This is a genomic window from Streptomyces sp. NPDC002206 (genome assembly GCF_053593595.1).
In genome coordinates this window covers 48791-72623 of sequence record NZ_JBSFCW010000011.1, presented here as the reverse complement: position 1 = coordinate 72623, position 23833 = coordinate 48791, and the positions used below count along the sequence as shown (strand labels likewise).

Here is a 23833-nt window from a genome sequence, read left to right as displayed (position 1 = left end):
GGCCGCCACAACTGCCGCGCGTTCCAGAGCATTTCAAGGAGCATTCATGGCTTTGCTCGACTGGGTCGCCCTCGGCGGCTATTTCCTGGTGATGCTGCTCATAGGCCTCTGGTCGCACCGACGCGTCGGTGATGTCAGTGACTACTTCACCGGTGGCGGCCGGATGCCCTGGTGGCTCTCCGGCATCTCCCACCACATGTCCGGGTACAGCGCCGCCGTGTTCGTCGCCTACGCGGCCATCGCGTACAGCTACGGCATCACCGTCTACGTCTGGGCGTTCCTGCCGCTCGCGCTCGGCACCGGTGTGGGTGCCTGGCTGTTCGCGCCGCGCTGGAACCGGCTGAGGCAGCGTTACGCGGTCGCCTCGCCGCTCGAATATCTCGCCAGGCGCTACAACGTGCCCACCCAGCAGGCGCTCGCCTGGAGCGGCGCCCTGCTCAAGGTGTTCGACGTGGCCGCCAAGTGGGCTTCGGTCGCCGTGCTGCTCAACGTGTTCACCGGCATGTCGATGACGGCCGGCATCCTGATCACCGGCATCGTCACCCTCCTCTACTGCACCGTGGGCGGCCTCTGGGCCGATGCGCTCACCGACTTCGGGCAGTTCGTCATCCAGGGCATCGCGGCGCTCGCCATGGCCTGGGTGGTGCTGGACCGTCTGGGCGACGGCATCTCGGGTCTGGGCACGATCTGGCACAAGCTGCCCGAGGGACACGGTCACCCGCTGGTCGGCCCCTACACCGCCACCTTCCTCGGTGCGTACGTCGTCGTGAAGTTCTTCGAGTACAACGGCGGCATGTGGAACCTGGCCCAGCGCTACATGGCCACGGACACCCCGCAGGCCGCCCGCCGTTCGGCCGGGCTCTCCGCGCTGCTGTACGTGATCTGGCCCGCGGTCCTGCTGTTCCCGCCCGTCGCCGCTGCCGTCCTGCTGCCGGACATCACCGAACCGCAGAAGGTCTACGCGCTGATGGCGGAGTCGTACCTGCCGGCCGGACTGGTGGGGCTGACGCTCGCCGGGATGTTCTCGCACACCATGGCCATGGCCTCGTCGGACGCCAACGCCGTCTCCGCGGTCGTCACCCGGGACATCATCCCGGCGGTCGTGCGCCGCGCCAAGGAACTGCCGCCGGCGACCGGACTGCTCATCGCCCGCGTGTGCACGGTCGTCTTCATCACCGTGAGCATGCTCGTCGCCATCGAGGCGGATCACTTCGGCGGGGTGCTGGGCATCATCGTCGGCCTGGTCGCGGCCGTGATGGGGCCGATCTCCATCCCCATGCTGCTGGGGCTGCTGCCCCTCTTCCGCAAGTGCGGGCCGCGCGCCGCCCTGTCCTCCTGGGCGCTGGGGCTGCTGGGCTACGTCCTGGTGAAGTTCGTGCTGGAGAGCGGGGATCAGACCGTCATCATCGTGACCCCGCTCGTGACCTCGCTGGTGGTGTACGTGGTGATCGGTCTGCTCAGCCCGGAGCCCGACGCGACGGCCGACGCGATCGTGGCCGCGGTGTCTCCCGCCCCCGACGGCGACAGCGAGCCGGTGGCTGCCGCGGTGCCGCAGGCCGCCGTACCCGGCGGCTCCGACTGACGCGGCACCACACCTTCTACGCCTACCCCTACCCGACAACTCGTCAAGGTGCACACCCATCCAATTTGTCATGGGTGTGAACAAAACTGGGAGAGCAGTATGGACAAGCACTTCCCGCAACATGCGAGCCGCAGATCGATTCTGGGGCTCGGACTGGGGCTCACCGCCCTGACAGCGACACCTCTCGGCTCACTGCTCGGTCTCTCGTCGGAGGCCCTGGCCGCCGCACCGGGCCCGGCCGGGCTGCCGACCGACCCGGGCGCGTACATCTCCTTCACGCCCGGCTCCGGCAGCTTCCCGCTCTTCAGGGCGGGCGCAGCGGCTCCGATCCTGGTCAGCGACCAGGACTACGCGGGTGTCGTCCGGGTGGCCGGTGACCTCCAGGCCGACATCGAGCGCGTCACCGGTGTCCGCCCCGTTCTCTCACGGGGTGCGACACCGAAGGGCCGCGAAATCGTCGTCGTCGGAACCATCGGCCGCAGCCCGCTGATCGACGGACTGATCGCCGCGGGCAAGCTCAACGTCTCCGGCATCAAGGGCAAGTGGGAGACCAGCCTCCAGACCGTCGTCGAGAAACCGCTGCCGGGCGTGGACCGGGCTTTCGTGATCGCGGGCAGCGACCAGCGCGGCACGATCTACGGTACGTACGACGTCTCCCGGGGGATCGGTGTGTCGCCCTGGTATTGGTGGGACGACGTCACCCCCGTACACCGGGACGGTCTGTACGTCCTGCCCGGCCGCCACACCCAGGGCACCCCGGCCGTGAAGTACCGCGGGTTCTTCATCAACGACGAGAACCCGGCGCTCGGCACGTGGGCACCGGCGTTCTTCGGCCCCGGCAAGGCCCCCGGCTTCGAGGGCGGCTTCAACGCCGACTTCTACGCCAAGATCTTCGAAGTGATGCTGCGCCTCAAGGCCAACTACCTCTGGCCGGCGGTCTGGGGCCGCGCGTTCGCCGAGGACGACCCGAAGAACCACGCCACCGCGAAGGCGTACGGCGTCGTCATGGGCACCTCGCACGAGGCGCCGATGATGCGCGGTATCGAGGAGTGGAACCGGCACGCCGTCGCCGCCGTCCGGGACAGCGCGGGCAACATCACCACCCCCGGTCACGACCCCTACGGCGGCACCGGCGAGTGGTCCTTCCGCCGCAACGCCGAGGCGATCAAGGCGTACTGGGCCGACGGCATCCGCCGGATGAAGGACGAGGACTTCGAGGGCGTCGTCACCCTCGGCATGCGCGGCAACGGCGATGTCAGCCTGCCGGACGGCGACGGCATCGAGTTGATGACCGAGATCATCGCCACCCAGCGGCAGATCCTGGCCGAGGTCTCCGGCAAGGACGTCACCACGATTCCGCAGGTGTGGACCCTCTACAAGGAGGTCCAGCGGTACTGGGACCGCGGCTTGCGGGTGCCCGACGACGTCACCGTCGTCCTCACCGACGACAACTGGGCCAACATCCGTAAGCTTCCCGACCTCAAGAACGATGCGCGCGACGGCGGTTACGGCCTCTACTACCACTTCGACTACGTCGGGGTGGGCCGCAACTACAAGTGGGTGGACACCACTTCGCTGCCGAACATGTGGGACCAGCTCCACCAGTCCGCCGCCTACGGGAACCACGGCCTCTGGGTCACCAACGTCGGCGACCTCAAGGGCAACGAACTGCCCACACAGTTCTTCCTGGAGTATGCCTGGAACCCGGACCGCTGGACCCTTGACCGGCTGCCGGAGTGGGAGGAGCAGTACGCCCGGCAGAACTTCGGCGAGCAGCAGGCCGAGGACATCGCCGAGGTGCTCCGCACATATGCGCAGCTCCAGTCCCGGCGCAAGCCCGAGCTGCTCAACCGCAAGATCACTCTCGACCCGGCCAAGGACCCCGCCAAGGACGCGTCGGCGATTGTCTACGACGACCGGGCCACCCCGTTCAGCCTCACCGACTACCGCGAGCTGGAGCGCGTCACCGAGGAGTGGCAGCAGCTCGGGGCCGACGCCGAACGGATCGGCCGCAAGCTCCCCGCCTCCGTCCAGGACGCCTGGTACGAGCTGGTCGGCTACGAGGTGCAGGCCACCGCCAACCTCTACGCCCTGCGTGAGGCCGAGTTCAAGAACCTGCACTACGCGGCGCAGGGCCGGGCCCTCACCAACGATCTGGCGGCCGCCGCCGAGGCCCGACTCGCCGACGACCTGGCGCTGGCGGACCGCTTCAACACGAAGGTCGCCGACGGGAAGTGGCAGGGGTTCCAGACCCAGCCGCACATCGACTACGGCGATGTGGCCCGCTACGGGCCGAACGCCCCCTGGCAGCAGCCCGAGCTCAACAACGTCGCCATCAAGGACGTGCTGTTCCCCGCGGTCAAGCGCATCGACCTCCCGGCCGGCGCCGAGATGGGCGTGGCCGTCGACGGCTCGGACAAGTGGTGGCCCGAGGAGAGCTCCCCGGCCGTGCTGCCGGCCTTCAGCCCGTACCAGAGCCAGGCCGCGCAGTACATCGAGGTGTTCAACCGGGGCGCCGCCCCGTTCGACTACCGGATCCGGACGGCGGCTTCCTGGCTCGTCGCCGACCGCGTCAGGGGCCGGGTCGACAAGCAGGACCGGATCACCTTCCGCGTCGACTGGTCACGAGCGCCCAAGGGGGTCACGGAGGTGCCGATCACGGTCAGCGGTCCGGACGGCCGTGAGGTCGTCGTCCAGGCCGTGATCGACCATCCCGAGGAGCGGCGCTCGCAGCTCGAAGGGTTCGTCGAGGCCAACGGGTACGTCTCCATCGAGGCGGACCACTACTCCCGTTCCGTCGACGGCAGCGGGATCACCTGGCAGCGCATCCCCGGTATCGGACGGACCGGCGCCGGTATGGAGCCCTTCCCGGTCACCGCCGCCCGCCAGACTCCGGGCGGCGGCAGCCCGCGGCTGGAGTACCGGGTCAGCCTGTTCACCACCGGGCCGGTCACGGTGCACGCGTACCTGTCGCCCCGGAACAACGCGCTGGCGTCCGACGGCCTCACGTACGCCGTCTCCTTCGACGACGACGAGCCGCAGAGGGTGAACGTCACGGCGGTGACGGGATCCGACGACGGCACCATGAACGTCCAGTGGGCGCGCAACACCTCCGACAACGTCAACCGCACCAGTACGGTGCACCACATCGGCCGGGCCGGTGTGCATGTGCTGAAATTCTGGATGGTCGACCCGACGGTGGTGTTGCAGAACCTGGTGGTCGACACCGGCGGCCTCAAGCCCAGCTACCTGGGCCCGCAGGAGAGTCTTCGGCTGAAGTGAGCCATGGGACGGGCAGGGGAGCAGAGCGATGAAGAGTGAGATCGAGGACGCCGACGGACACGGTGCGATCCTGGGCGTGACCCCCGTTGGGGCGGGGGTCGAGGTCCGGGTGGCGGGTCCGGCGGGGGAGCTCTCACTGATCTGCACCCCTGCCCGGTCCCGGGAACTGGCTGCGGCTCTCGCCCGTGCGGCGGACGAGGTGGAGAGCGCGCAGTCGGCTGAGCCCGTCACCGTCACGGCGCAGGAGCTGCGCCGCGGTGACGTACGGGACGGCGACCGGGGCATGACGGTGGAAGCCGTCAGGGTCGACGGGGCCACCGTCTACGTCACCTGGAAGTCGGGCGCCGGGCGCAGCTGGACCCAGGGCTACGACGCGGACGTGGAGATCACGCTGCGGCGCCGCGCCTGAGTCGTGAACGGCTCGCGAACGAGGCCCTTCCCGGAGTCGGGGAGGGCCTCGTCCGCGTTGTCGCGTTGTACGAGAACCATCTTAATTTGACGGACGTCGTAGTACGGGAGGTATCGTACTAGCGATCCTGTCGTCCCGGCGAAACGGAGTCCGCCGTGAGTGTCCTGTTCGAGCCCTGCACCTTGAGGTCGCTTGTCATACCCAACCGGGTGTGGATGGCGCCCATGTGTCAGTACAGCGCGGAAGCGGTGGGGCCGAATGCAGGCGTCGCGACCGACTGGCACTTCGCCCACCTCGCGGCGCGCGCCGCCGGCGGGACCGGTCTTATTCTCACCGAGGCGACGGCCGTCAGCCCCGAAGGCCGGATCAGCCCCGCCGACCTCGGTATCTGGAACGACACCCAGGTGGCCGCCCTCCGGCGGATCACCGCCTTCATCAAGGGACAGGGCTCCATCGTCGGCATTCAGCTCGCCCACGCCGGCCGCAAGGCTTCGACCGCTGCCCCCTGGCTGGGCGGAGGGCCCGTGGGACCGGACGAGCACGGCTGGCAGCCCGTCGCCCCCAGCCCGCTCCCGTTCGACGAGGGTCACCCCGTTCCGCACGAGCTGACCGTGGACGAGATCCACGGCGTCGTCGACCAGTTCCGCGAAGCCGCTCGCCGGGCCCTCGACGCGGGCTTCGAGGTCGCCGAGGTGCACGGAGCGCACGGGTATCTCGTCGGACAGTTCCTCTCCCCGCACAGCAACCGGCGCACGGACGAGTACGGCGGCAGTTTCGACAACCGTGTCCGGTTCGCCCTGCAGGTCGTCGATGCCGTGCGCGAGGTATGGCCCGAGGACCTGCCCGTCTTCTTCCGGATCTCGGCCACGGACTGGCTCACCGAGAACCACGAGGACGACCGTGAGGGCTGGACCGTCGACGAGACGGTGCTGCTGGCCAAGCAGCTGCAGGCCCACGGTGTCGACCTGCTGGACGTCTCCAGCGGCGGCAACGCTCCGAACGCCCGCATCACGACGGGCCCCGGATTCCAGGTCCCCTTCGCCGCCCGGGTGCGCGAGGAGACCTCGCTGCCCGTCGCGGCCGTGGGACTGATCACCGAGCCGCAGCAGGCGGAGAAGATCGTGGCCGACGGGCAGGCGGACGCCGTGCTCCTCGGGCGGGAGCTGCTGCGGAGCCCGTCATGGGCGCAGCACGCGGCGCGCGAACTGGGCGGCGAGGTCCACAAGCCCGCCCAGTACCTTCGAGCCGTCTGACACGACGAGCCGTTGCCGGACACCCGGCGGGGGCTCGGTGGGCTGCGGGCCGCCGCGCCAGGCTCTGCGTCAGCCCCGCTGCGCGTGGAACAGGTCGCGGATCAGGGCGATCTCGGCCCCATGGTGCAGCAGTTCCTGATTGACCCACCAGACCGTTTCGATGAACGGATCCTCCGGGTCGCTGCCATGCGGGTACGTGCTGTGTCCCACGGTATCGAGCGCCGCGTCGTCGGCGCCGAGCAGCGCCTCCCGCCAAGCGGTGGCGGCGGCTTCGAAGGCCGCGATCGCTCCGGCGGCGTCCCCGGCGACCACGTAGTCGTCCCGGGTCAGGGTGTGGCTGCCGATCGTGTGGTCGGCGCGGAGCGCAAGCAACTCGCTGAGGTGACTCAGCCGCCACGCCAGGGTGGTGAACGGCGGTGGTGTGGGGTGCGGCGGTGGCGTCGTGTCGCGGCCCCAGTCACCCGCGCCGACGAGCACGGTCGCTCCGGGCCCCGGCCCCGCCGCGCGCTGCCGGACCGACCAGCAGCCCGGCACCGGCTCCCAGAGGTACTCCTCGTCGGTCATCGACGCGACCTCGACGTCCGTGCCGTTGCCGCTGTCCATGACGGGGCCGGTCATACGGTCGGCCAGGCGTCCCCGCGCGAAGTCGAACTGCTGCAGCAGAGGGATCAGGCGTGGTGGTGTCGCCAACGGACGCTCCTGGAGTGGCTGGTCGGACTGTGCGGACATTTTTTCGGGGGCACACCCTCATCCGGACCCTGTCACAGCCGGTTCGACACCGCGCTCCATTTTTTTTGACATGGCGGCTCTCCTCGGCGGTACGGGTTCGCTGCCGACCGTTCCTATGACAGGGAATGCGACCAGTGTTGGTCAGAGTCGGCGAGCCACAGGTCAGCGCCCAACTCGTCCCACCTCGCTCCTGAAGCGGTGCTCACCCTCTCGACAACTCAAGGCGAGGACGTGAAGCCGGCCGGCAGGTCGAGATGAAACGGCGAGCATGGGCGCTTCGGGCTCCAGCGGCCCTCATCGGCGGCGCCGGATCGATCAGCGGCACGCTCTGGGGTGTCCTGCTGCTCGCCGTCATCCAGAATCTGATCAACCAGATCGGCTCGCTGAACTCCTCCTACCAGTCGGTGGTCAGCGGTGGGTTCCTTATCGTTGTCGTCGTGGCACAGCGCTATCTGGCGCGCAGCCGCAGAACCACCTGAACCGTGCCGGGCCCGGGTCCGCCGGTCCCGGGCCGGAGCAAGCGATCCATGCGCGACACCGCGCGCCGAGTCGAGTCAGGGAGTGCCGTGAGCGTCAGCCTCAAGGACGTTGCGCAACGGGCGGGTGTGTCGATCAAGACCGTGTCGAACGTGGTGAACAACTATCAGCACGTCACACCCAAGATGCGCGCCAAGGTGCAGCAGGCCATCGACGAACTCGGCTACCGTCCGAACCTCACCGCACGCCATCTGCGCAAGGGCCGCACCGGCATCATCGCCCTTGCCGTCCCCGAATTCGGCAACCCGTACTTCGCGGAGCTGGCCGGCGCGGTCGTCGACGCGGCGGCTCGGCACGACTACACCGTGCTGGTCGACCACACCGGCGGCCTCCGGGAGAAGGAACTCCTGGTCAGCCAGGGCTTCCGGTCCCATGTCATCGACGGCCTCATCCTCAGCCCCATCCATCTGGAGACCGAGGACCTGATGGCGCGCACCGAGACCGCGCCACTGGTGCTGCTCGGCGAGCGCGAGTACGAGGCCCCCTACGACCACATCGCGATCGACAATGTGGCGGCCGCCCGCGACGCCGTACGGCACCTCATCGACCTGGGGCACCGCCGGATCGCGTTCCTCGGCTCACGCACCGGACGCGAGCGTCAGCCCGCCCACCTGCGGCTGCGGGGCTGGCGCGAGGAGCTCGCCGCCGCGGGCATCGAGGCCGACGAGTCCCTGGTCGTCGTCACCGACGGATACGGCCGCGAGGACGGAGCCGTCGCCATGGCGGCCCTCCTCGACCGCGGCGAACGGCCCGACGCCGTCTTCGCGTACAACGACCTCATCGCCATCGGCGCCATGCGCACCCTCTCCGAGCGCGGGCTGAGGATTCCCGACGACGTCGCCGTCGTCGGCTTCGACAACATCGAGGAGAGCCTGTACGGAGCCACCACGCTCACCACCATCGCACCGGACAAGGAAGCCATCGCCCGGCTCGCCGTCGACAGTCTGGTCGAACGGCTCTCCGGCAGTCCCGTACCCGAACCTCGACGGCCACGCCCCGGTTACCGGCTCATCGTCCGCGAATCGACCGTGATGCGGCCGCCCGCCGAGCAGTCCGGACCCTGAGGGGGTCCTGTCCGGCCGATCAAGCCGGCCCCGCCGGCCGGACACCCCCGCGGGCTGTCCGGGGCCTGTCCCTGAAATCGCCTGGTCCGTCGCCCGTCACCAGGTTCTCCGAAGAAGGATCTCCGATGCCCCGCCCCACCGTGCACCACCAACCGTTCGGCGCTGCCCACGGCCGCTCCGACGTCGATGTCTGGACACTCGACTCCGGTACGGGAGTCCAGGCCGAGATCCTCACCTACGGCGGCATCCTGCACAGCCTCACCGTGCCCGACACCGACGGAGCCGCCGCTTCGGTCGTCCGGTCCCTGGCCACGCTCGACGACTACATGGGGAAGAACCCCTTCTTCGGCGCTCTCATCGGCCGCTTCGCCAACCGCATCGCCCACGGCCGCTTCACCCTCGACGGGACCACCCACGAGATCCCCGCCAACGACCGCGGCCACGCACTGCACGGCGGCCCCGAGGGCTTCCACACCAGAATGTGGCAGGCGACCGGTCACACCAGCGACGACACCGCGGTCGTGCGGCTGACCCTGCACAGCCCCGACGGCGACATGGGGTTCCCCGGAGCGCTCGACGTCACCGTGACGTACACCCTCGACACCGCGGGCACACTCGCCCTCGACTACACCGCGACCACCGACCGCCCCACGGTCGTCAACTTCACCAATCACGCCTACTTCGCCCTGACCGCGGAGGGCGGCATCATCGACCACGCGCTGCAGGTGGACGCCGACACCTACCTGCCCGTCGACGCGGACGGCATCCCGCAGGGCCCCGCCGCCGACGTGCGCGGCACGCCGTTCGACCTCACCGCCCCGCAGACCATCGGGGAGCGGATCGCGCTGCCGGACGAACAACTGCGCATGGCGGGCGGCTTCGACCACTGCTGGATCGTCCGCGCGCCCGGGGCCCCGGAAGCCCTTCGACGGGCCGCCCGGCTCACCGCCCCCGCGACGGACCGGATCCTGGAAGTCTGGACCACCGAACCCGGCATCCAGATCTACACCGCCAACCAGCTCGACGGTTCGCTCGCCGGTACCGCAGGCCGGCGCCACGAGCGGCACGGCGCGCTCTGCCTGGAGACCCAGCACCTGCCCGACTCACCCAACCGCTCCGCATACCCCAGCACCGTGCTGCGGCCCGGCGACGTCGCGCGCAGCCGCACCGAGTTCCGGTTCCCGCACCTCGACGCGTCCGCGCGCTGAGCCACCGCCGCAGGTGACGGGCGTGCCCGGAGCGCGCCCGTCACCCCTGTCGGTGTCCGCGCCTGCTTCAGATAGGGACCGTCGGCTCCGATCCTGCCCGGCGCCGCGTTCCTGCCGCCGAGGTCGAGTACGTACACCCGGAGATTGCCCTTGCCCGGTGCCGGGACGGCGAAGGTGCTGCCCGTCACCACCTGGGTGTCCCCGGTGACCGCGTCCTTGTAGGTGCCGTTGGGGATGCCGGCGTACGTGGCCGCTCCGGTGACGGTCACCAGGGCGAAGCTGTCGACGCCGCTCGCGGTGTCGGTGTAGCGGCGCTTGTACGCCATCGAGCCGGTGATGCCATCGGTCGAAGTCGGCGAGATCCTCGTGCAGCCAGCAACTGCGGGAGTCCTCACCCTCCCGGTTCCCGATCCGGCAGTTGTGGTAATACACCTTCGGGAACATGCCGGAAGTCGGTCTCGGCCACTGGCAGTTGTATCGGTCGCGACCGGCCGGCATCACGGCACAGCGGCGGTCACTGTCCGGGAAGCGTCCGCCCTGCGAGGGCCTCCGCGGCCGCCTGCCCGCAGACGCGGGCCGCGCCGTGGGTGTCGATGCGGACGGCGCCGCCCGGGCCGGGGTGTGGGACGCCGAGTTCCACCGTGATCGCGTCGGGGCGGCGGGCGAGCAGCACACGCAGCCAGTCCCGTACGGCGGGCCGACGGTGGGCGTCGCGGACAGCGAGGACAAGCGGCCGGCCGGCGGCCTCGGCGAGAATCCGGTCGGCATGCGCCGGGTCGAACGGGGCGAGGGCGGGCAGGGTGGTGCGGACGGTGCCGGGCATCAGCGCGGTGAGGGCGGGACCCAGACCCCATGGCACTGCGTCGCCCTGGACCACGGTGCCGGGAACGCCGAACTCGACCAGGACGGCGGGGGTTTGCAGCGGCAGCGCGGCGGGGTCCTCGGCGCTGACGTGCAGCGCGCGGCGGGCGGCGGCCAGGCCGAGCGCCCGATCGGGTGACGGCGCGGGAACCGACCCGGCCAGGGCCCGCTGCCAGATGGCGAACTCGGCGGTACGGGCCGCGGCCTCGGCGAGCCGCTCCTCGCGGAGCTCACCGCGGACCACCGCATCCGCGACGGCGGCACGCAGGTCGGCGAACTCGGTGTCGCCGGACCGGTCACCGAGGCAGATGAGGTCCACCCCGGCGGACAGCGCGCGGACGGCCGCGCCGGCCAGTCCGTAGCGGGCACGGACCGCCTGCATCTCGATGGCATCGCTGACGACGAGCCCGTCGAACCCGAGTTCCTCGCGCAGCAGTTGGGTGATCACGCGAGGGCTGACGGTGGCCGGGCGGTCCGCGTCGTAGGCGGGGATGAGCAGGTGGGCGGTCATCACCGCGCGGGCCCCGGCAGCGAGGGCGGCGCGGAACGGCGGCAGGGCCAGCTCCGCGATGCGGTCGGCGTCCATGGTGACGGTGGGCAGGTCGAGGTGGGAGTCCGTGTCGGTGTCGCCGTGGCCGGGGAAATGCTTGGCGCAGGCGGCGACCCCCGCGTCGTGCAGCCCGCGCACCCAGGCGGCGGTGTGCCGGGCGACCAGCGCGGGGTCGGCGCCGAAGGAGCGGACGCCGATGACCGGGTTGTCGGGATTGGAGTTGACGTCGGCGTCGGGGGCGTAGTCGAGGCCGATGCCGACGGCGCGCAGTTCGCCGCCGATGGAGGTGGCGACGGCGGTGGTGAGCTCGGGATCGTCGACCGTGCCGAGGGCGAGGTTGCCCGGATAGGAGGATCCGGTCGCGGTCTCCAGCCGGGTGATGTCGCCGCCCTCCTCGTCGACGGCGATCAGAACATCGGGGTTCTCGGCGCGCAGGGCGGCGGTGAGCTCGGCGGTCTGTGCGCGGTCTCGGATGTTGGGACCGAAGAGAAGGACCGAGCCGAGTCCGCCGGCCAGCCGGCGGCGGATCCAGTCAGGGGCGGTGGTGCCACGGAAGCCGGGCTGCAGCACCCGGTCGGCGAGGGCGAGGAGTTCACCGTCGGCCCGGGTGGGACGGGGGGAGTCGGTGCGTGGCATGGCGGTTCCTCTCGGGCTGGGCGGTCGGTTGCTCGGGACGGCCCGGGCGGTCGGGGCCACCGAGAGGTCAGACGTCCTTGCTGTACGTCCAGAAGACCCGGCCGAGCTGTGCGTCGACGGCGCGGGCATAGAAGTGGATGGGGGCGGTCCAGCCGATCTCCGCCTCGTCGAGTCCGGAGGCGCGCTGGTCTGCGAGGCAGCGGCGGAGCAGTACGGTGCCGACGCCGAGGCCGCGTTCCGAGGATTCGGTGCCCATCGGGCCGAACCAGGATCGGCGGTTGACGCCGTGGCAGGCGAAGCCGACGTAGATCGGACCCTCGGTACCTTCGCGGACGGCGACGTGGCCGCGCGGAGGTGAGTAGGTCAGGGCGCGAGCCGCTTCGCCGTCCCAGGAGCCGCCCCACCGGTTCATCCAGGCGAGGAACGGCTTCTCGTCCGCGGGCGTGAGACGGCGGACCTGCACCCCGGCAGCGGCCAGTCGCGCCTCGTCCTCGGCGGTGCCGAGCGGGGCGGTGCGCAGGTCGACGCTCAGGTTGAGGCCCTCGGGGCCCCGGGTGTAGCCACTGGATTCGGCCAGGCAGACGGCGCGGGTGTAGCGGATGTCGATGCCGGGCCAGGCGTAGTAGGGGGGCCTGCCGCGGATCATCAGCCGGCCGGCCCCGGCGTCGACGAGGAGCTCCTCCGCGCGGGTGAGCAGAGCGCGGCCGATGCCGCTGCTCTGTGCCCCGGGGAGTACGGCGATGAGATCGATGTGCCCCGTGGCGGGGGCGCTCGCGGTGGCGGGGCGGAGTGCGGCGAGGACGACGCCTACCGGCTTCCGCTCGTCCTCGGCGAGGATCCGCAGCTGCGGGTGGTCCGCGGACTGTGCCCACAGCAGATCGAACACGTCCTCGGCATCGCTGTCGTGCACAAGGGCCGCGCGGGCAAGGGTGCGCAGGGCGAGCAGGTCGTGCTCGGTCGCGGTGCGTGCCGCCGGAAGGTTCGTCATGCCTGCTCCACCTCTAGGTAGCTCCGGGGAGAACCGGATTGTAAGTGAATGACATCGGCGCTCGGTATTGCGGTGGAAATTTACCAGCGGGATGATCGGGATGTCAGCCCCCGTACCCCACCGGAAAGCAGGCCGTGATGACCGTCCGCGAAGATCCCACAAGTCTCCCCGATCCAGCAGACCTCGTCAGGAACGCGGTGGAGCAGGGTGTCGTGCCCGGGGCCGTCCTGATCACCGGTCGTGGTGCGCACGGCCCTGTCCGTACCGCCGCGTTCGGCGCCACCGCCGACGGTCCGTCGGGGCGCCCGGTCACCGCGGACACGGTCTTCGACCTGGCGTCCCTCACCAAGGTGGTGGCCACCACGCCCGCCGTGCTGCGGCTCGCCGACACCGGGGCGCTGCGACTGGACGACCCGGTACGCCGCCACCTGCCGGGCTTCGCCGGGATCGGCAAGAGTGAAGTGACGATCCGTCACCTCCTGTCGCACTCCTCCGGACTCCCTCCGCACCGGGACTACTGGCAGCTTCCCGGCGGCCCCGCCGACCGGCTCGCCGCCGTCCTCGCAGAGCCCCTCGACCACGTTCCCGGCACCGTCGTCAACTACTCCGACCTGGGGTTCATCCTGCTCGGCGAGATTGTCGCCGCGGTGGCCGGAGAGCCGCTCGACACCGCAGTACGGGAGCTGGTGCTCGACCCGCTGGGGCTGACCACCACCCGCTACCTGCCGCCCGCGGACTGGCAGGCGGTCACCGCCGCGACCGAGGCACCGCCCGGCGGAGAGCCCAAGCGGGGCGTGGTGCACGACGAGAACGCCGAGAGCCTGGGCGGTGTGGCCGGCCACGCCGGGCTGTTCGGCACTGCGCCGGACCTCGCGCACTACCTTCGCGCCTGCTGGCTGGCCGACGAGTCGCCGCTGCCGGCCCGCACCCGCTCCGAGGCGCTCAGCCTGCAGACCGTGGGGCTGGACGGTGCGCGGGGGCTGGGCTGGACGCTGCCCGGCGACACCTGGGACCACATGTCCCCGCACTGGCCCACGACCGGCGCCGGACACACCGGCTTCACCGGCACCAGCCTGGCGCTCGACCCGGTCACCGGGATCTGGGTGGTGCTGCTGACCAACGCCGTGCACTACGGACGCGGGGCGCGGGCGAAGGAGTTGCGACGTGCTGTGCACGCTGCCGTGGCGGCCCGCGCCGAGCCTGCACGCGGCTGAGCGCCCAGTGGTGCATCAAGGCCCTGAATCGTACATATCCCGGATACCCAGCGACGCGTACCCCAACGAACCCGTAGGATTCCCACATGGCTGCCCCACGTGACCGACAGCGCGGAGGCGGCGACGTCCCCCGGCGCTCCGCAGCACCCACCGCAGAGCGCGCGACGCCGCCACAGACGGTGCTGGTGCAGATCCGGGCCCTGCTGCCTTCTCTGCCACCCTCGGAGCGGCGGGTCGCCGAAGCCGCGATCGCCGATCCGGTCGGGGTCGCCGGGAAGACCATCAGCGAACTCGCCGCGGAATGCAGCACCTCCGAGACCACCGTCGTCCGGTTCTGCCGGGCCGTGGGCCTCAAGGGCTACCCTGACCTGCGGATCAAACTTGCCTCGGCGGCCGGCAGCGAGGACAGCGGCCTCGCCTGGTCCAGCGCCGGCAGCGACATCGGGCCCGGCGACTCGCTGGCCGACGTGGTCGGCAAACTGGGCTTCGCCGACGCCCGCGCGGTCGAGGACACCATTGCCCAACTCGACCTCAATGTCCTGCAGCGGGCGATCGACGAAGTGGTCGGGGCGAGTGCGGTGGATCTGTACGGCGTCGGCGCGAGCGCGCTGATCGCGCTCGACTTCCAGCAGAAGCTGCACCGCATCGGGCGCCGGGCGTCCGCCTGGCCGGACCCCGACGGCGCGCTCACCTCCGCGGCGCTGCTCGGCCGGGGGGACCTGGCGATCGGCATCTCGCACACCGGCGCCACCACCGACACCGTGGCAGCGCTGGGCGAGGCCTGGGACAACGGTGCCACGACCATCGCCATCACCAACTTCCCGCGCTCGCCGATCGCCGAGGTGGCCGACCACGTGCTGACCACCGCCGGGCGTGAGACCACCTTCCGGTCCGGCGCGATGTCCAGCCGGATCGCCGCGCTGACGCTGGTGGACTGCCTGTTCGTCGGGGTGGCCCAGCGCAACTACAGCCGCACGACACGCGCGTTGGAGCGCACGTACACGGCGGTGCACCGGCGGCGATCCCCGCAGTGACCGCTCTCCGGTGACAAGGATGCCCCGCGACCCGGTGGGTCACGGGGCATCCTTGTCAGCCCTCAGACGAGGGTGCGCAGGGCCGCGCGGACGCTCCCGCCGGCGGCCTCCAGCGCCTCGCGCGCCTGCTGCGGGGAGCAGTCGGCGAGCAGGCCGACCAGAGCCGTCTTCAACTCCCCTCCCGAGGCGGCAAGGGCAGCGCCGCAGCGGTCCTCGTCGAGCCCGGTCGCCTCCACCACGATGTTGAGGACCCGGCCGCGCAACTTGTCGTTGCTGGCGGCCACATCGACCATGAGGTTCGAGTACGTACGACCCTGCGCCACCATCACTGCCGTGGACAGGTTGTTGAGCACCATCTTGTGCGCGGTGGCGGCCTTCAGGCGGGTGGAGCCCGCGATCGCCTCCGGGCCGGTGTCCACCCCCAGGTGGATGTCCACCTGATCCGCCAGCTCGGCCCCGGGGTTGGCGCTGACCAGCGCGGTGAAGGCGCCCGCCGCCCGAGCGGCGCGCAGGGCTCCGCCGACGTAGGGAGTGCGGCCGCTGGCGGCAATGCCGACAGCGATGTCACCCGGCCCCACCTCGGCAGCATCGGCCGCCCCGGCGGACTCCTGGTCCTCGACGCCCTCCACCGGTTCGACCAGTGCGCGCAGTCCGCCCGCGTGATGGGCGACCACGATGCCGGGCGGGAGGCTGAAGGTCGGGATCAGTTCGGCGGCGTCCATCACGGCGAGGCGGCCCGATGTGCCCGCGCCGAAGTAGTGCAGCCGGCCACCCGCCCGGATCCGGCGCGCCGTCTCGTCCACCAGCCGGGCCATGTCGGGCAGCACTGCGGCGACTGCCTCGGCCGGGATCCGGTCCTCGGCGTTGAGCAGGCGCAGCACCTCCAGAGTAGGCACGTCGTCGATGTCGCGGGTGCGGGGGTTACGGCGTTCGGTGGGGGCGTCGATTCGTACCGGAAGCTGCGGGTGCATCGCGGTTTCCTCTCGGTGGGAGGGCGGGGCGGAAGAGCGCGCGTAACTTTGCCACATGGATTGACAGTTGAGCGTAAGTTTCCACCAGAGCGAATGGTGCCTTTGTCGACCTCTCACCTCGATTCGGGCGATCTCGGCCGTCAGGTGTGGCGGTAAATTACGAACTGGATTCAGCCAACGCAACTCATTGACATACCCATGGCGCCGCTCCTACGGTCTGCACACCCCCCAGACCTTGTCCCACACACTCCACTTCTGCCTGCCGATCGGAGACCACGCGCTATGGTCCGGTTCAAGCACTTCGTCGCAGCGTCCGCCGCCCTCGCGACCCTCGGTACCCTCGCCGCGTGCGCACCGGATTCCGGTGCGAAGAACGGCGCCAACGGCGGTGGCGTCTTCACCACGGTCGACGCGAACAACCCGATCACCGCGGGCGCGCCGATGAACCCGTACAGCCCGAACGGGAACACGTTCCTCAGCTACAACTCGATGCGCCTCGGGTTCGAGAAGAAGAACCCGATGGACGCGAACGACGCCTTCCCGGGCCTCGCCAAGAGCTGGGAGATCAAGGGCGACACGCTGGTCGCGCACATGCAGCCCGACGCCAAGTGGTCCGACGGCAAGCCGGTCACCGTCGAGGACATCAAGATGTCCATGGCCATCGCGCTCACCCAGGGCACCGCCTCGGTCGGCTCGGGCCAGCTGAGTGAGGGCCTCAACGTCGCCTCCGTGACCGCCGTCGGCAAGCACGACATCGAGTTCAAGCAGGCCGCCGGGACCAACAACGCGAACTTCGCGAAGCAGATCCTGGGCCAGTCCATCGTCCCCAAGTCGGTATACGGCCACCTTGTGCCGGCCGACATCTGGGACACCATCGCCGCAAGCCAGCAGGTGGACGCGGCCCAGGCGAAGGCCGCCCAGGCCGCCGTCGACAAGCTCAACGAGACCGGCAAGGCCATCGCGGCCTTCGCGCCGAAGAAGGACGTCTCGGCCGGCCCGTTCGTGGTCAAGCGTGTCAACCCCGGCTCGGCCATCCTCGTCCGCAACAAGTACTTCTACGACCTCGGCAAGATCGCTCCGAGCCAGGTGGTCATCCGCCACTACTCCGGCAACGAGCAGATCTGGGGCTTCATGAAGAACGGTGACCTGGACGCCGCGCCCTTCACCGCCATCCCCACGAACGTTCTGAACCAGATCCTGGCCAAGGGCTACAAGCGCGCCGACGGCACCTCCTACGTCAACGCCTCCATCGCCTTCAACCAGAGCAAGGCACCGTACGACAAGAAGGATGTGCGCCAGGCCCTGACGTACATCCTCGACCGCGAGGCCATCACCAAGGTGGGCCAGCCGGTCGGCGGCATGGCCTCCACCGCCCCCGCCGGCATGATCCGTAAGTCGACCGAGCAGTGGCTGGGCGCCGACGCGGTCGGCAAGCTCAACCCGTACGCCCACGACGAGGCGAAGGCCACCGAGCTGCTCAAGGGCGCAGGCCTGAAGCAGAAGGGCGGCAAGTGGTACCTGGCGAACGGCAAGCAGTGGAAGATCACGCTGCAGACCGTCAACGGGTTCAGTGACTGGATCGCCGCCTCCACCGTCGTCGCCAACGAGCTCACCGCCTTCGGCATCGAGACCAAGCCGGCCCTCTCCGCCGACTTCGGCGCCTACCAGACGGACATGGCCGCCGAGAAGTTCGACGTCGGCTGGTGGCTGACCGCCGTCGGCGCAGACCCGCGCCAGAACTTCCAGCGCCTGTACGGCGAGAGCGACGGCTTCGTCGCCAACGGCGACAAGGTCACCCACACCGAGAAGAAGGGTGACGGCAACTGGATGCACGGCGACGAGACCTTCACCGTCGACGGGCAGTCCATCAACCCCGGTCAGCTCACCGCCAGCCTCGCCGGCCTCGACACCGAGGCCAAGAAGCCGGTCATCGCACAGCTGGTCAAGGCCACCAACCAGGAAGTTCCCGTCATCCCGATGTGGGACTACACCAACGTGAAGTTCACCTACGACAAGAACTTCACCAACTGGCCGAAGAACGGGCAGGACGAGATCCTCGCCAACCAGCCCGGCGTGTGGATGATGCAGGGCTACATCCAGGCCAAGGGCAAGTGATCCAGGCGGGGTAACCGCACCGAGCAACTACCGCACGGCGCACCACCGCGGGGCGGCAGCCGCACCAGGCCGTCGCCCCGATCGCGCGCTGACCTACAACAACCCCCTACGACAAGGAAGGAGGTGCAGGAACGTGAAGGGACTGGCGCGCACCATCGCGATCCGACTGGTCGGCGGCGCGGTCATGATCTGGATCGTAGCCACGTTTACGTTCTTCCTCGTCCACGCCCTGCCCGGCAAACCGGGCGACGTGGCGTACGAGAAGTACGTCGCGATGGGAATGAACTCCCAGGACGCCAAGGCCAAGGCCTCCATCATCTACGGGTTCACCTCGCAGGACCCGCTGCTCACGCAGTACACGCACTACATCGGCGACCTGCTCCACGGTCACCTCGGGATCTCGATCTCCTACAGCGGAGTGCCGGTCGCGGATGTCATCGGCGACGCCCTGCCGTGGACCGTCATCCCGATCATGAGCGGCCTGCTGATCAGCTTCTGCATCGGTGTCAGCAGTGGTGTGGTCGCGGCGGTGAAGCGGTCGTCCCGCCTGGGCAGCGGGCTGAGCCTGGCCGCCTCGATGATCGCCGGCATCCCGTCGTTCGTGATCGCGATCCTGCTCATCACCGTCTTCTACACCAAGCTGGGGGCCTTGCCGTACGGCGGCACCGTCTCCGAGACGCTCCTGGTGGACCCCGGATGGAACGTCGAGTACGTGTCGTCCGTCGCGTACCACGCGATCCTCCCGGTCGCCACGTACGTCCTCATCTCCTACGGCGGCTGGATGCTCAGCATGCGCTCCAGCGTGGTCTCCGTCCTCGGTGACGACTTCATCCTCGCTTCCGAGCTGCGCGGCATCACCCCCAGCACGCGGATGCGCTACATCGGCCGCAACGCGATCCTGCCGCTGTTCACCACCCTCGCCCTCTCGTTCGGCACCTTGTTCGGCGGAGCGATCCTGATCGAGGCCACCTTCAACTACCCCGGCATCGGGCAGCTGCTGCTGGACAGCATCGGCAAGCGCGACTACCCCCTGATGACCGGTGCCTTCCTGCTGATCACCACCGCGGTGGTGCTTGCGAACATCGTCGCGGACCTCCTCTACTCCGTGATCGACCCCCGAGTGAGGCGCTGACCAATGACCACCGCGACGCTCACCGAGCCGCGCCGTCCGGCTGATGCCCCCTCGGCGAGGCGTTCCCGCTGGACCGGCATCTGGCGCGTCCTCACGCGCAAGCCCGGCCGGATCATCGGCCTGTCCATCCTGGTGTTGTTCGTCCTGATGGGCACCTTCGGCCCGATGCTCTACGGCGACCAGCTCACCATCGACCCGGACGCGATCTATCAGCCGCCGAGCGCAGAGCACTGGCTCGGAACCGACTTCGCCGGTTCCGACGTGCTCCAGGCCACTGTCGTCGGCAGCCGCTATGTACTGCTCACCTGCTCCCTCGCCGCCCTGTTCGCCTCGACGATCGGCACCACCGTCGGGCTCCTGGCCGGCTTCCACCGCGGCTTGCCCGACTCCGCGCTGATGCGTGTCACCGACTTCGTGCTCACGGTCCCCGGCCTGCCGCTGCTCGTCGTGCTCACCACGGTGTGGAAGTTCGACAGCCCGCTGGAGATGGGCTTCGTGCTCGGCGTCGTCGGCTGGGGCGGCATCGCCCGCGCCGTCCGCTCCCAGGCGCTGAGCCTGCGCGAGCGCGGCTTCCTGGAGGCCGCACGCGGCCTCGGGCTGCCCAGCCGGCACATCATCGTCCGCGAGCTCCTGCCGAACATCGCCCCGTACGTGGCGATGCACCTGCTCCTGTCGGTCATCGGCTTCGTCGAAGCCCAGGTCGGGCTGTTCTTCCTCGGCATCGTGCCGTTCACCAGCACCAACTGGGGCGTGATGATCAACCAGGCGGTGTTCTCCGGAGGAGCGCTGCAGAGCCCCGAGGCAATCTTCTACCTGCTGGCCCCGCTCACCTGCATCCTGCTCCTGATCATGGGCGTGGTGCTGTTCCTGGACGCGATCGACGAGCTCTTCAACCCGCGACTGAGGGAGCGCTGATGACCACGCCGACGAAGAAGGCCGCGCCCGAGGCCAGGGAGGCCGAGGTCCGCGTACGCGACCTCAGTGTCCACTACCGCATCAACGGCACGGAGTACCCGGCTGTCGCGAAGGCCTCCCTCGACCTGCGCCGCGGTGAGATCACCGGTCTGGTGGGGGAGTCCGGATCGGGCAAGTCGACCCTGGCCCTGTCCCTGATGAACGCCGTGCCCGAGCCGGGCCGGATCGCAGGCGGTGCCATCCACGTCGACGGCATCGGTGACGTGACGGCGCTCAGCGCCAAGGCGATGCGGACGGTACGGGGCTCCGCGCTCGGCTACGTCTTCCAGGCGTCGCAGAACTCCATGAACCCGCTGAAGACCATCGGCAAGCAGATCCTGGACCTGGGCCGCTCGCACGACGTCGAGGACCTCCCGGGCCTGCTCTCCCGCGCCAAGCAGCTCGCCGAGCGGATGGGCCTGGACGGCAACCGCGTTCTGGACTCCTATCAGCACGAGCTGTCCGGCGGCATGCGTCAGCGCCTGGGCATCGTCTTCGCTCTCGTTCTGAACGCCAAGGTCCTCATCCTGGACGAGCCGACCACGGCTCTGGACGTACTGTCCCAGTCTGCGGTGCTGAAGATCATCCGCCAGGTGCACGAGGAGAACAACCTCAGCACCCTCATCGTCACCCACGACATGGGCGTGGTCTCAGAGCTCGCCGACAACCTGGCCGTGATGTACGGCGGCCGGATCGTCGAGCACGGCCCGATGCTGGATCTCCTCCGCAACCCCACCCACCCCTACACCAAGGCTCTCATCGGCGCCACGGCACGCATCGTCGGCGACCCGGCCGCAGCCCGCGCCCTGCCGGGCCGCCCCCCGGACCTCACCACCATCCCGAAGACGGGTTGCGTGTTCCGCGACCGCTGCGCATTCAAGATGGACATCTGCGCCGAGGACGAGCCGCAGCTCGCGGAGCACTCGGCCGGCCACCAGCGCGCGTGCCACGCGGACGCCGCCGTGGTCAGCCCCCCCACCCCGAAGGGAGACGTGTCGTGATCGAGGCGCGCGGCATCACCCGTACCTACCACTCCCGCGGGGCCTTCACCGGCGAGCGCACGGTCCACGCCCTGCGCGGCGTCGACTTCACGCTCCCCAAGGGCGGTGCCGTCGCCTTCATCGGCGAATCGGGCTGCGGCAAGACGACGCTGGGCAAGATCCTCACGGGGATCGAGACCTTCGACGGCGGCGAGCTCGTGGTCGACGGCGTGGAGCTCTCCAAGCTCTCGCCGCGCAAGCGTGCCCCGTACTTCCGCCGCATCCAGATGATCCACCAAGACCCGTACTCTGCCCTGAACCCCACCCGCACGATCGAGCAGATCCTCGGCGACCCGCTGCGGATGCGCGCGAAGGAGACGGGCGGCGCCGCTTCGGCATCCGGTGTACGGGCACGGGCCTCGGAACTCCTGGAACTGGTGGGTCTGGAGCCGGACGGGGTCCTCCCCAAGTACCCGCACCAGCTCTCGGGCGGTCAGCGCCAGCGCGTGGTCATCGCCCGCGCGCTCACCGTCGACCCCGAGGTGCTCATCGCCGACGAGGCCGTTTCGATGATCGACGTCTCGATGCGCCTGGGCATCCTCGCCCTCCTCCACGACCTGCGCGAACGCCTGGGTATCTCGCTGGTCTTCATCACCCACGACGTGGCGACGGCACGGTACGTCGGCGAGGGCACCGAGCTGCACGTCATCTACCGCGGCCAGGTCATCGAAAGTGGCCTCACCGACGACGTCATCCAAGGGCCCGTCCACCCCTACACGCAGTGCCTGCTGTCGGCGATCCCGATCATGCGGGGTCTGGAGGAGCCCGGTCCCGACCGGCTGGCGCCACTGGCCCCGCTGGACGAGAAGGTGGCCACGGACGGCTGCCTGTTCGCCCCCCGCTGCCCGTTCGCCACCGAGCGCTGCACGGCCGAACGGCCCGTCCTCGAAGCGGTGGGGGAGTCCGGGCAGCTCCACGCCTGCTTCCACCCCACGGCGCGGCGCGTGGTCGGTGTGGAGATCGCGCCGGCCGCCGTCTGACCTCTCGCCCCCGGCATCGGGCGGGCCCGCTCCTTCCATGGGTGCGGGCCCGCCCGCACCCATGTTCAGAAAGGAATCCTGTGAGAGTCCTGGGACTCAGCTCCGGCACCTCGCACGACGCGATCGACGCGGCCGTCGTCGAATTCCGCCTCGACGGCGACACCTTGCACGGCACCCTCGTTCACGCGGCTGCACACCCCTACCCGGCCGATCTGCGTGCCGAGATCCTGGACGCGCTGCCCCCGCGGGATGTGACGCTGGCCGCGGTGTGCCGCCTGGACACCCTCATCGGGCAGTCCTTCGCCGACGCCGCCGCGGCGACACTGGCCGCGGCCGGGCAGGTCGACCTGGTGTGCTCGCACGGCCAGACCCTCTACCACTGGGTGGACGACGGGACCGTGCGCGGCACCCTGCAACTCGGCCAGCCCGCCTGGATCGCCGAGCGCCTGGGCGTGCCGGTGGTGTCCGACGTACGCACCGCGGACGTGGCGGCGGGCGGCCAGGGCGCGCCCCTGGTGTCGCTCCTGGACACGCTGCTGCTCAGCGGACTGCCGGGTCCGGCGGGGGCGCTGAACCTCGGTGGGATCGCCAATCTGACATCACTCGGCCACGGCGCGCCGGTCGCCTTCGACACCGGTCCCGCAAACGCCCTGATGGACGCGGCCGCGCTGACCGGGACCGGCCGGCCGTACGACGAGGACGGCCGGCTCGCCGCCGCCGGACAGGTGGACCCGGCGCTGCTCGCCGCTCTGCTCGCCGAACCGTACTACCGGCGCGAGCCGCCGAAGAGCACCGGCAAGGAGCTCTTCCACGCCGACTACCTGGCCGGGCACCTGGCCGGACGCCTCCCGCTCCCGGTCGAGGACCTCCTGGCCACCCTGGCCGAACTGACCGCACGCACGGTTACGGACGCGGTACGGGAGCGAGGCCTGCGGACCCTGGTGGTGTCAGGCGGCGGCGCGGACAACCCGGTGCTGACCGAGCGGATCGGGGCACTGCTGCCGGGGGTCGAGCTGCTGCGCTCGGACGCGCTGGGACTGCCCTCGGCCGCCAAGGAGGCGGTGGCCTTTGCGCTGCTCGGCTGGTTCACCGCGCACGGCCTGCCTGGGACGCTGTCCAGCTGCACCGGGGCGACGGGAGGACGGCTGCTGGGCCGGATCACCCCGGGCCACGGGCCGCTGCTGCTGCCGGAGCCGTTGACCGGGGCTCCGGCAGCCGCCCGCTTCAGCTGCTGACTTCGCCTCCGCGCCCGCCGGGCCCGGAGGGCGAGCGAACCGTCCGGGTGGCCGAACCG

General features: G+C 70.1%; 18 protein-coding genes and 2 pseudogenes. 15 read left to right on the top strand and 5 right to left on the bottom strand.

The features are described from left to right. Window positions 1-46: 46 nt before the first annotated feature. The 4 genes from ACWCP8_RS21540 to ACWCP8_RS21525 all read left to right on the top strand — a co-directional run bounded on the left by ACWCP8_RS21540 (window position 47) and on the right by ACWCP8_RS21525 (window position 6526). Complete coding sequence (locus ACWCP8_RS21540) at window positions 47-1582, top strand: sodium:solute symporter family protein (RefSeq protein ID WP_352268159.1); 1536 nt, start codon at window positions 47-49, stop codon at window positions 1580-1582. 99 nt (window positions 1583-1681) lie between these two features. Continuing rightward, window positions 1682-4864 (top strand): glycosyl hydrolase 115 family protein, encoded by a 3183-nt coding sequence (locus ACWCP8_RS21535; RefSeq protein ID WP_451117521.1) that lies wholly within the window; start codon window positions 1682-1684, stop codon window positions 4862-4864. A gap of 28 nt (window positions 4865-4892) precedes the next feature. Then, entirely contained in the window at window positions 4893-5273 is a 381-nt protein-coding gene (locus ACWCP8_RS21530; protein WP_352268156.1) for a hypothetical protein, read from the top strand. 155 nt (window positions 5274-5428) lie between these two features. Then, on the top strand, window positions 5429-6526 hold the full coding sequence (locus ACWCP8_RS21525; RefSeq protein ID WP_451117519.1) for an NADH:flavin oxidoreductase/NADH oxidase: 1098 nt from the start codon (window positions 5429-5431) through the stop codon (window positions 6524-6526). 69 nt (window positions 6527-6595) lie between these two features. On the opposite strand, the gene ACWCP8_RS21520 is transcribed toward ACWCP8_RS21525, so the two are convergent. Continuing rightward, window positions 6596-7216, bottom strand: coding sequence for a DinB family protein (locus ACWCP8_RS21520; protein WP_352268154.1), 621 nt, complete (start codon window positions 7214-7216; stop codon window positions 6596-6598). Between the two features lie 332 nt (window positions 7217-7548). On the opposite strand from ACWCP8_RS21520, the pseudogene ACWCP8_RS21515 reads away from it, so the two are divergent. The 3 genes and pseudogenes from ACWCP8_RS21515 to ACWCP8_RS21505 form a co-directional block, all read left to right on the top strand. Then, window positions 7549-7734: pseudogene (locus tag ACWCP8_RS21515) on the top strand (ABC transporter permease); the annotation flags it as partial. A gap of 87 nt (window positions 7735-7821) precedes the next feature. Next, window positions 7822-8856, top strand: a complete 1035-nt coding sequence (locus ACWCP8_RS21510) for a LacI family DNA-binding transcriptional regulator (RefSeq protein ID WP_451117517.1) — start codon at window positions 7822-7824, stop codon at window positions 8854-8856. Window positions 8857-8981: 125 nt separating this feature from the next. After that, window positions 8982-10064, top strand: a complete 1083-nt coding sequence (locus ACWCP8_RS21505; protein ID WP_451117515.1) for an aldose epimerase family protein — start codon at window positions 8982-8984, stop codon at window positions 10062-10064. 65 nt (window positions 10065-10129) lie between these two features. Here the strand turns inward: ACWCP8_RS21505 and ACWCP8_RS21500 are convergent. The 3 genes and pseudogenes from ACWCP8_RS21500 to ACWCP8_RS21490 all read right to left on the bottom strand — a co-directional run. Next, window positions 10130-10414: pseudogene (locus ACWCP8_RS21500) on the bottom strand (hypothetical protein); the annotation flags it as partial. A gap of 164 nt (window positions 10415-10578) precedes the next feature. Then, entirely contained in the window at window positions 10579-12111 is a 1533-nt protein-coding gene (locus ACWCP8_RS21495) for a glycoside hydrolase family 3 protein (protein ID WP_451117513.1), read from the bottom strand. 67 nt (window positions 12112-12178) lie between these two features. Beyond that, on the bottom strand, window positions 12179-13099 hold the full coding sequence (locus tag ACWCP8_RS21490) for a GNAT family N-acetyltransferase (RefSeq protein ID WP_451117511.1): 921 nt from the start codon (window positions 13097-13099) through the stop codon (window positions 12179-12181). Window positions 13100-13236: 137 nt separating this feature from the next. Here ACWCP8_RS21490 and ACWCP8_RS21485 point away from each other — a divergent pair, with 137 nt between their 5' ends. Continuing rightward, on the top strand, window positions 13237-14313 hold the full coding sequence (locus ACWCP8_RS21485) for a serine hydrolase domain-containing protein (RefSeq protein WP_451117509.1): 1077 nt from the start codon (window positions 13237-13239) through the stop codon (window positions 14311-14313). 86 nt (window positions 14314-14399) lie between these two features. After that, window positions 14400-15347, top strand: coding sequence for a MurR/RpiR family transcriptional regulator (locus tag ACWCP8_RS21480; RefSeq protein WP_352268148.1), 948 nt, complete (start codon window positions 14400-14402; stop codon window positions 15345-15347). A gap of 62 nt (window positions 15348-15409) precedes the next feature. Here ACWCP8_RS21480 and murQ read toward each other — a convergent pair whose 3' ends face one another. Next, on the bottom strand, window positions 15410-16318 hold the full coding sequence (gene murQ / locus ACWCP8_RS21475) for an N-acetylmuramic acid 6-phosphate etherase (RefSeq protein WP_267006683.1): 909 nt from the start codon (window positions 16316-16318) through the stop codon (window positions 15410-15412). Between the two features lie 282 nt (window positions 16319-16600). On the opposite strand from murQ, the gene ACWCP8_RS21470 reads away from it, so the two are divergent. From ACWCP8_RS21470 to ACWCP8_RS21445, 6 genes are all read left to right on the top strand, one after another. Further along, window positions 16601-18433, top strand: coding sequence for an ABC transporter substrate-binding protein (locus ACWCP8_RS21470; RefSeq protein ID WP_352268147.1), 1833 nt, complete (start codon window positions 16601-16603; stop codon window positions 18431-18433). A 133-nt stretch (window positions 18434-18566) separates the two neighbouring features. Further along, a complete protein-coding gene (locus ACWCP8_RS21465) occupies window positions 18567-19565 on the top strand; it encodes an ABC transporter permease (RefSeq protein ID WP_352268146.1) in 999 nt (332 codons plus the stop codon). A gap of 3 nt (window positions 19566-19568) precedes the next feature. Then, complete coding sequence (locus tag ACWCP8_RS21460) at window positions 19569-20480, top strand: ABC transporter permease (protein ID WP_352268145.1); 912 nt, start codon at window positions 19569-19571, stop codon at window positions 20478-20480. Then, window positions 20480-21520: an ABC transporter ATP-binding protein gene (locus ACWCP8_RS21455; protein ID WP_352268144.1), complete on the top strand. Its 1041-nt coding sequence runs from the start codon at window positions 20480-20482 to the stop codon at window positions 21518-21520. The genes ACWCP8_RS21460 and ACWCP8_RS21455 overlap by 1 nt, the downstream gene beginning before the upstream one ends. Further along, the gene (locus ACWCP8_RS21450) at window positions 21517-22539 is read left to right on the top strand and encodes an ABC transporter ATP-binding protein (RefSeq protein ID WP_352268143.1); all 1023 of its coding nucleotides are present in this window, start codon (window positions 21517-21519) and stop codon (window positions 22537-22539) included. The genes ACWCP8_RS21455 and ACWCP8_RS21450 overlap by 4 nt, the downstream gene beginning before the upstream one ends. 80 nt (window positions 22540-22619) lie before the next feature. After that, window positions 22620-23774, top strand: coding sequence for an anhydro-N-acetylmuramic acid kinase (locus tag ACWCP8_RS21445; RefSeq protein WP_451117505.1), 1155 nt, complete (start codon window positions 22620-22622; stop codon window positions 23772-23774). Window positions 23775-23833: the final 59 nt, after the last annotated feature.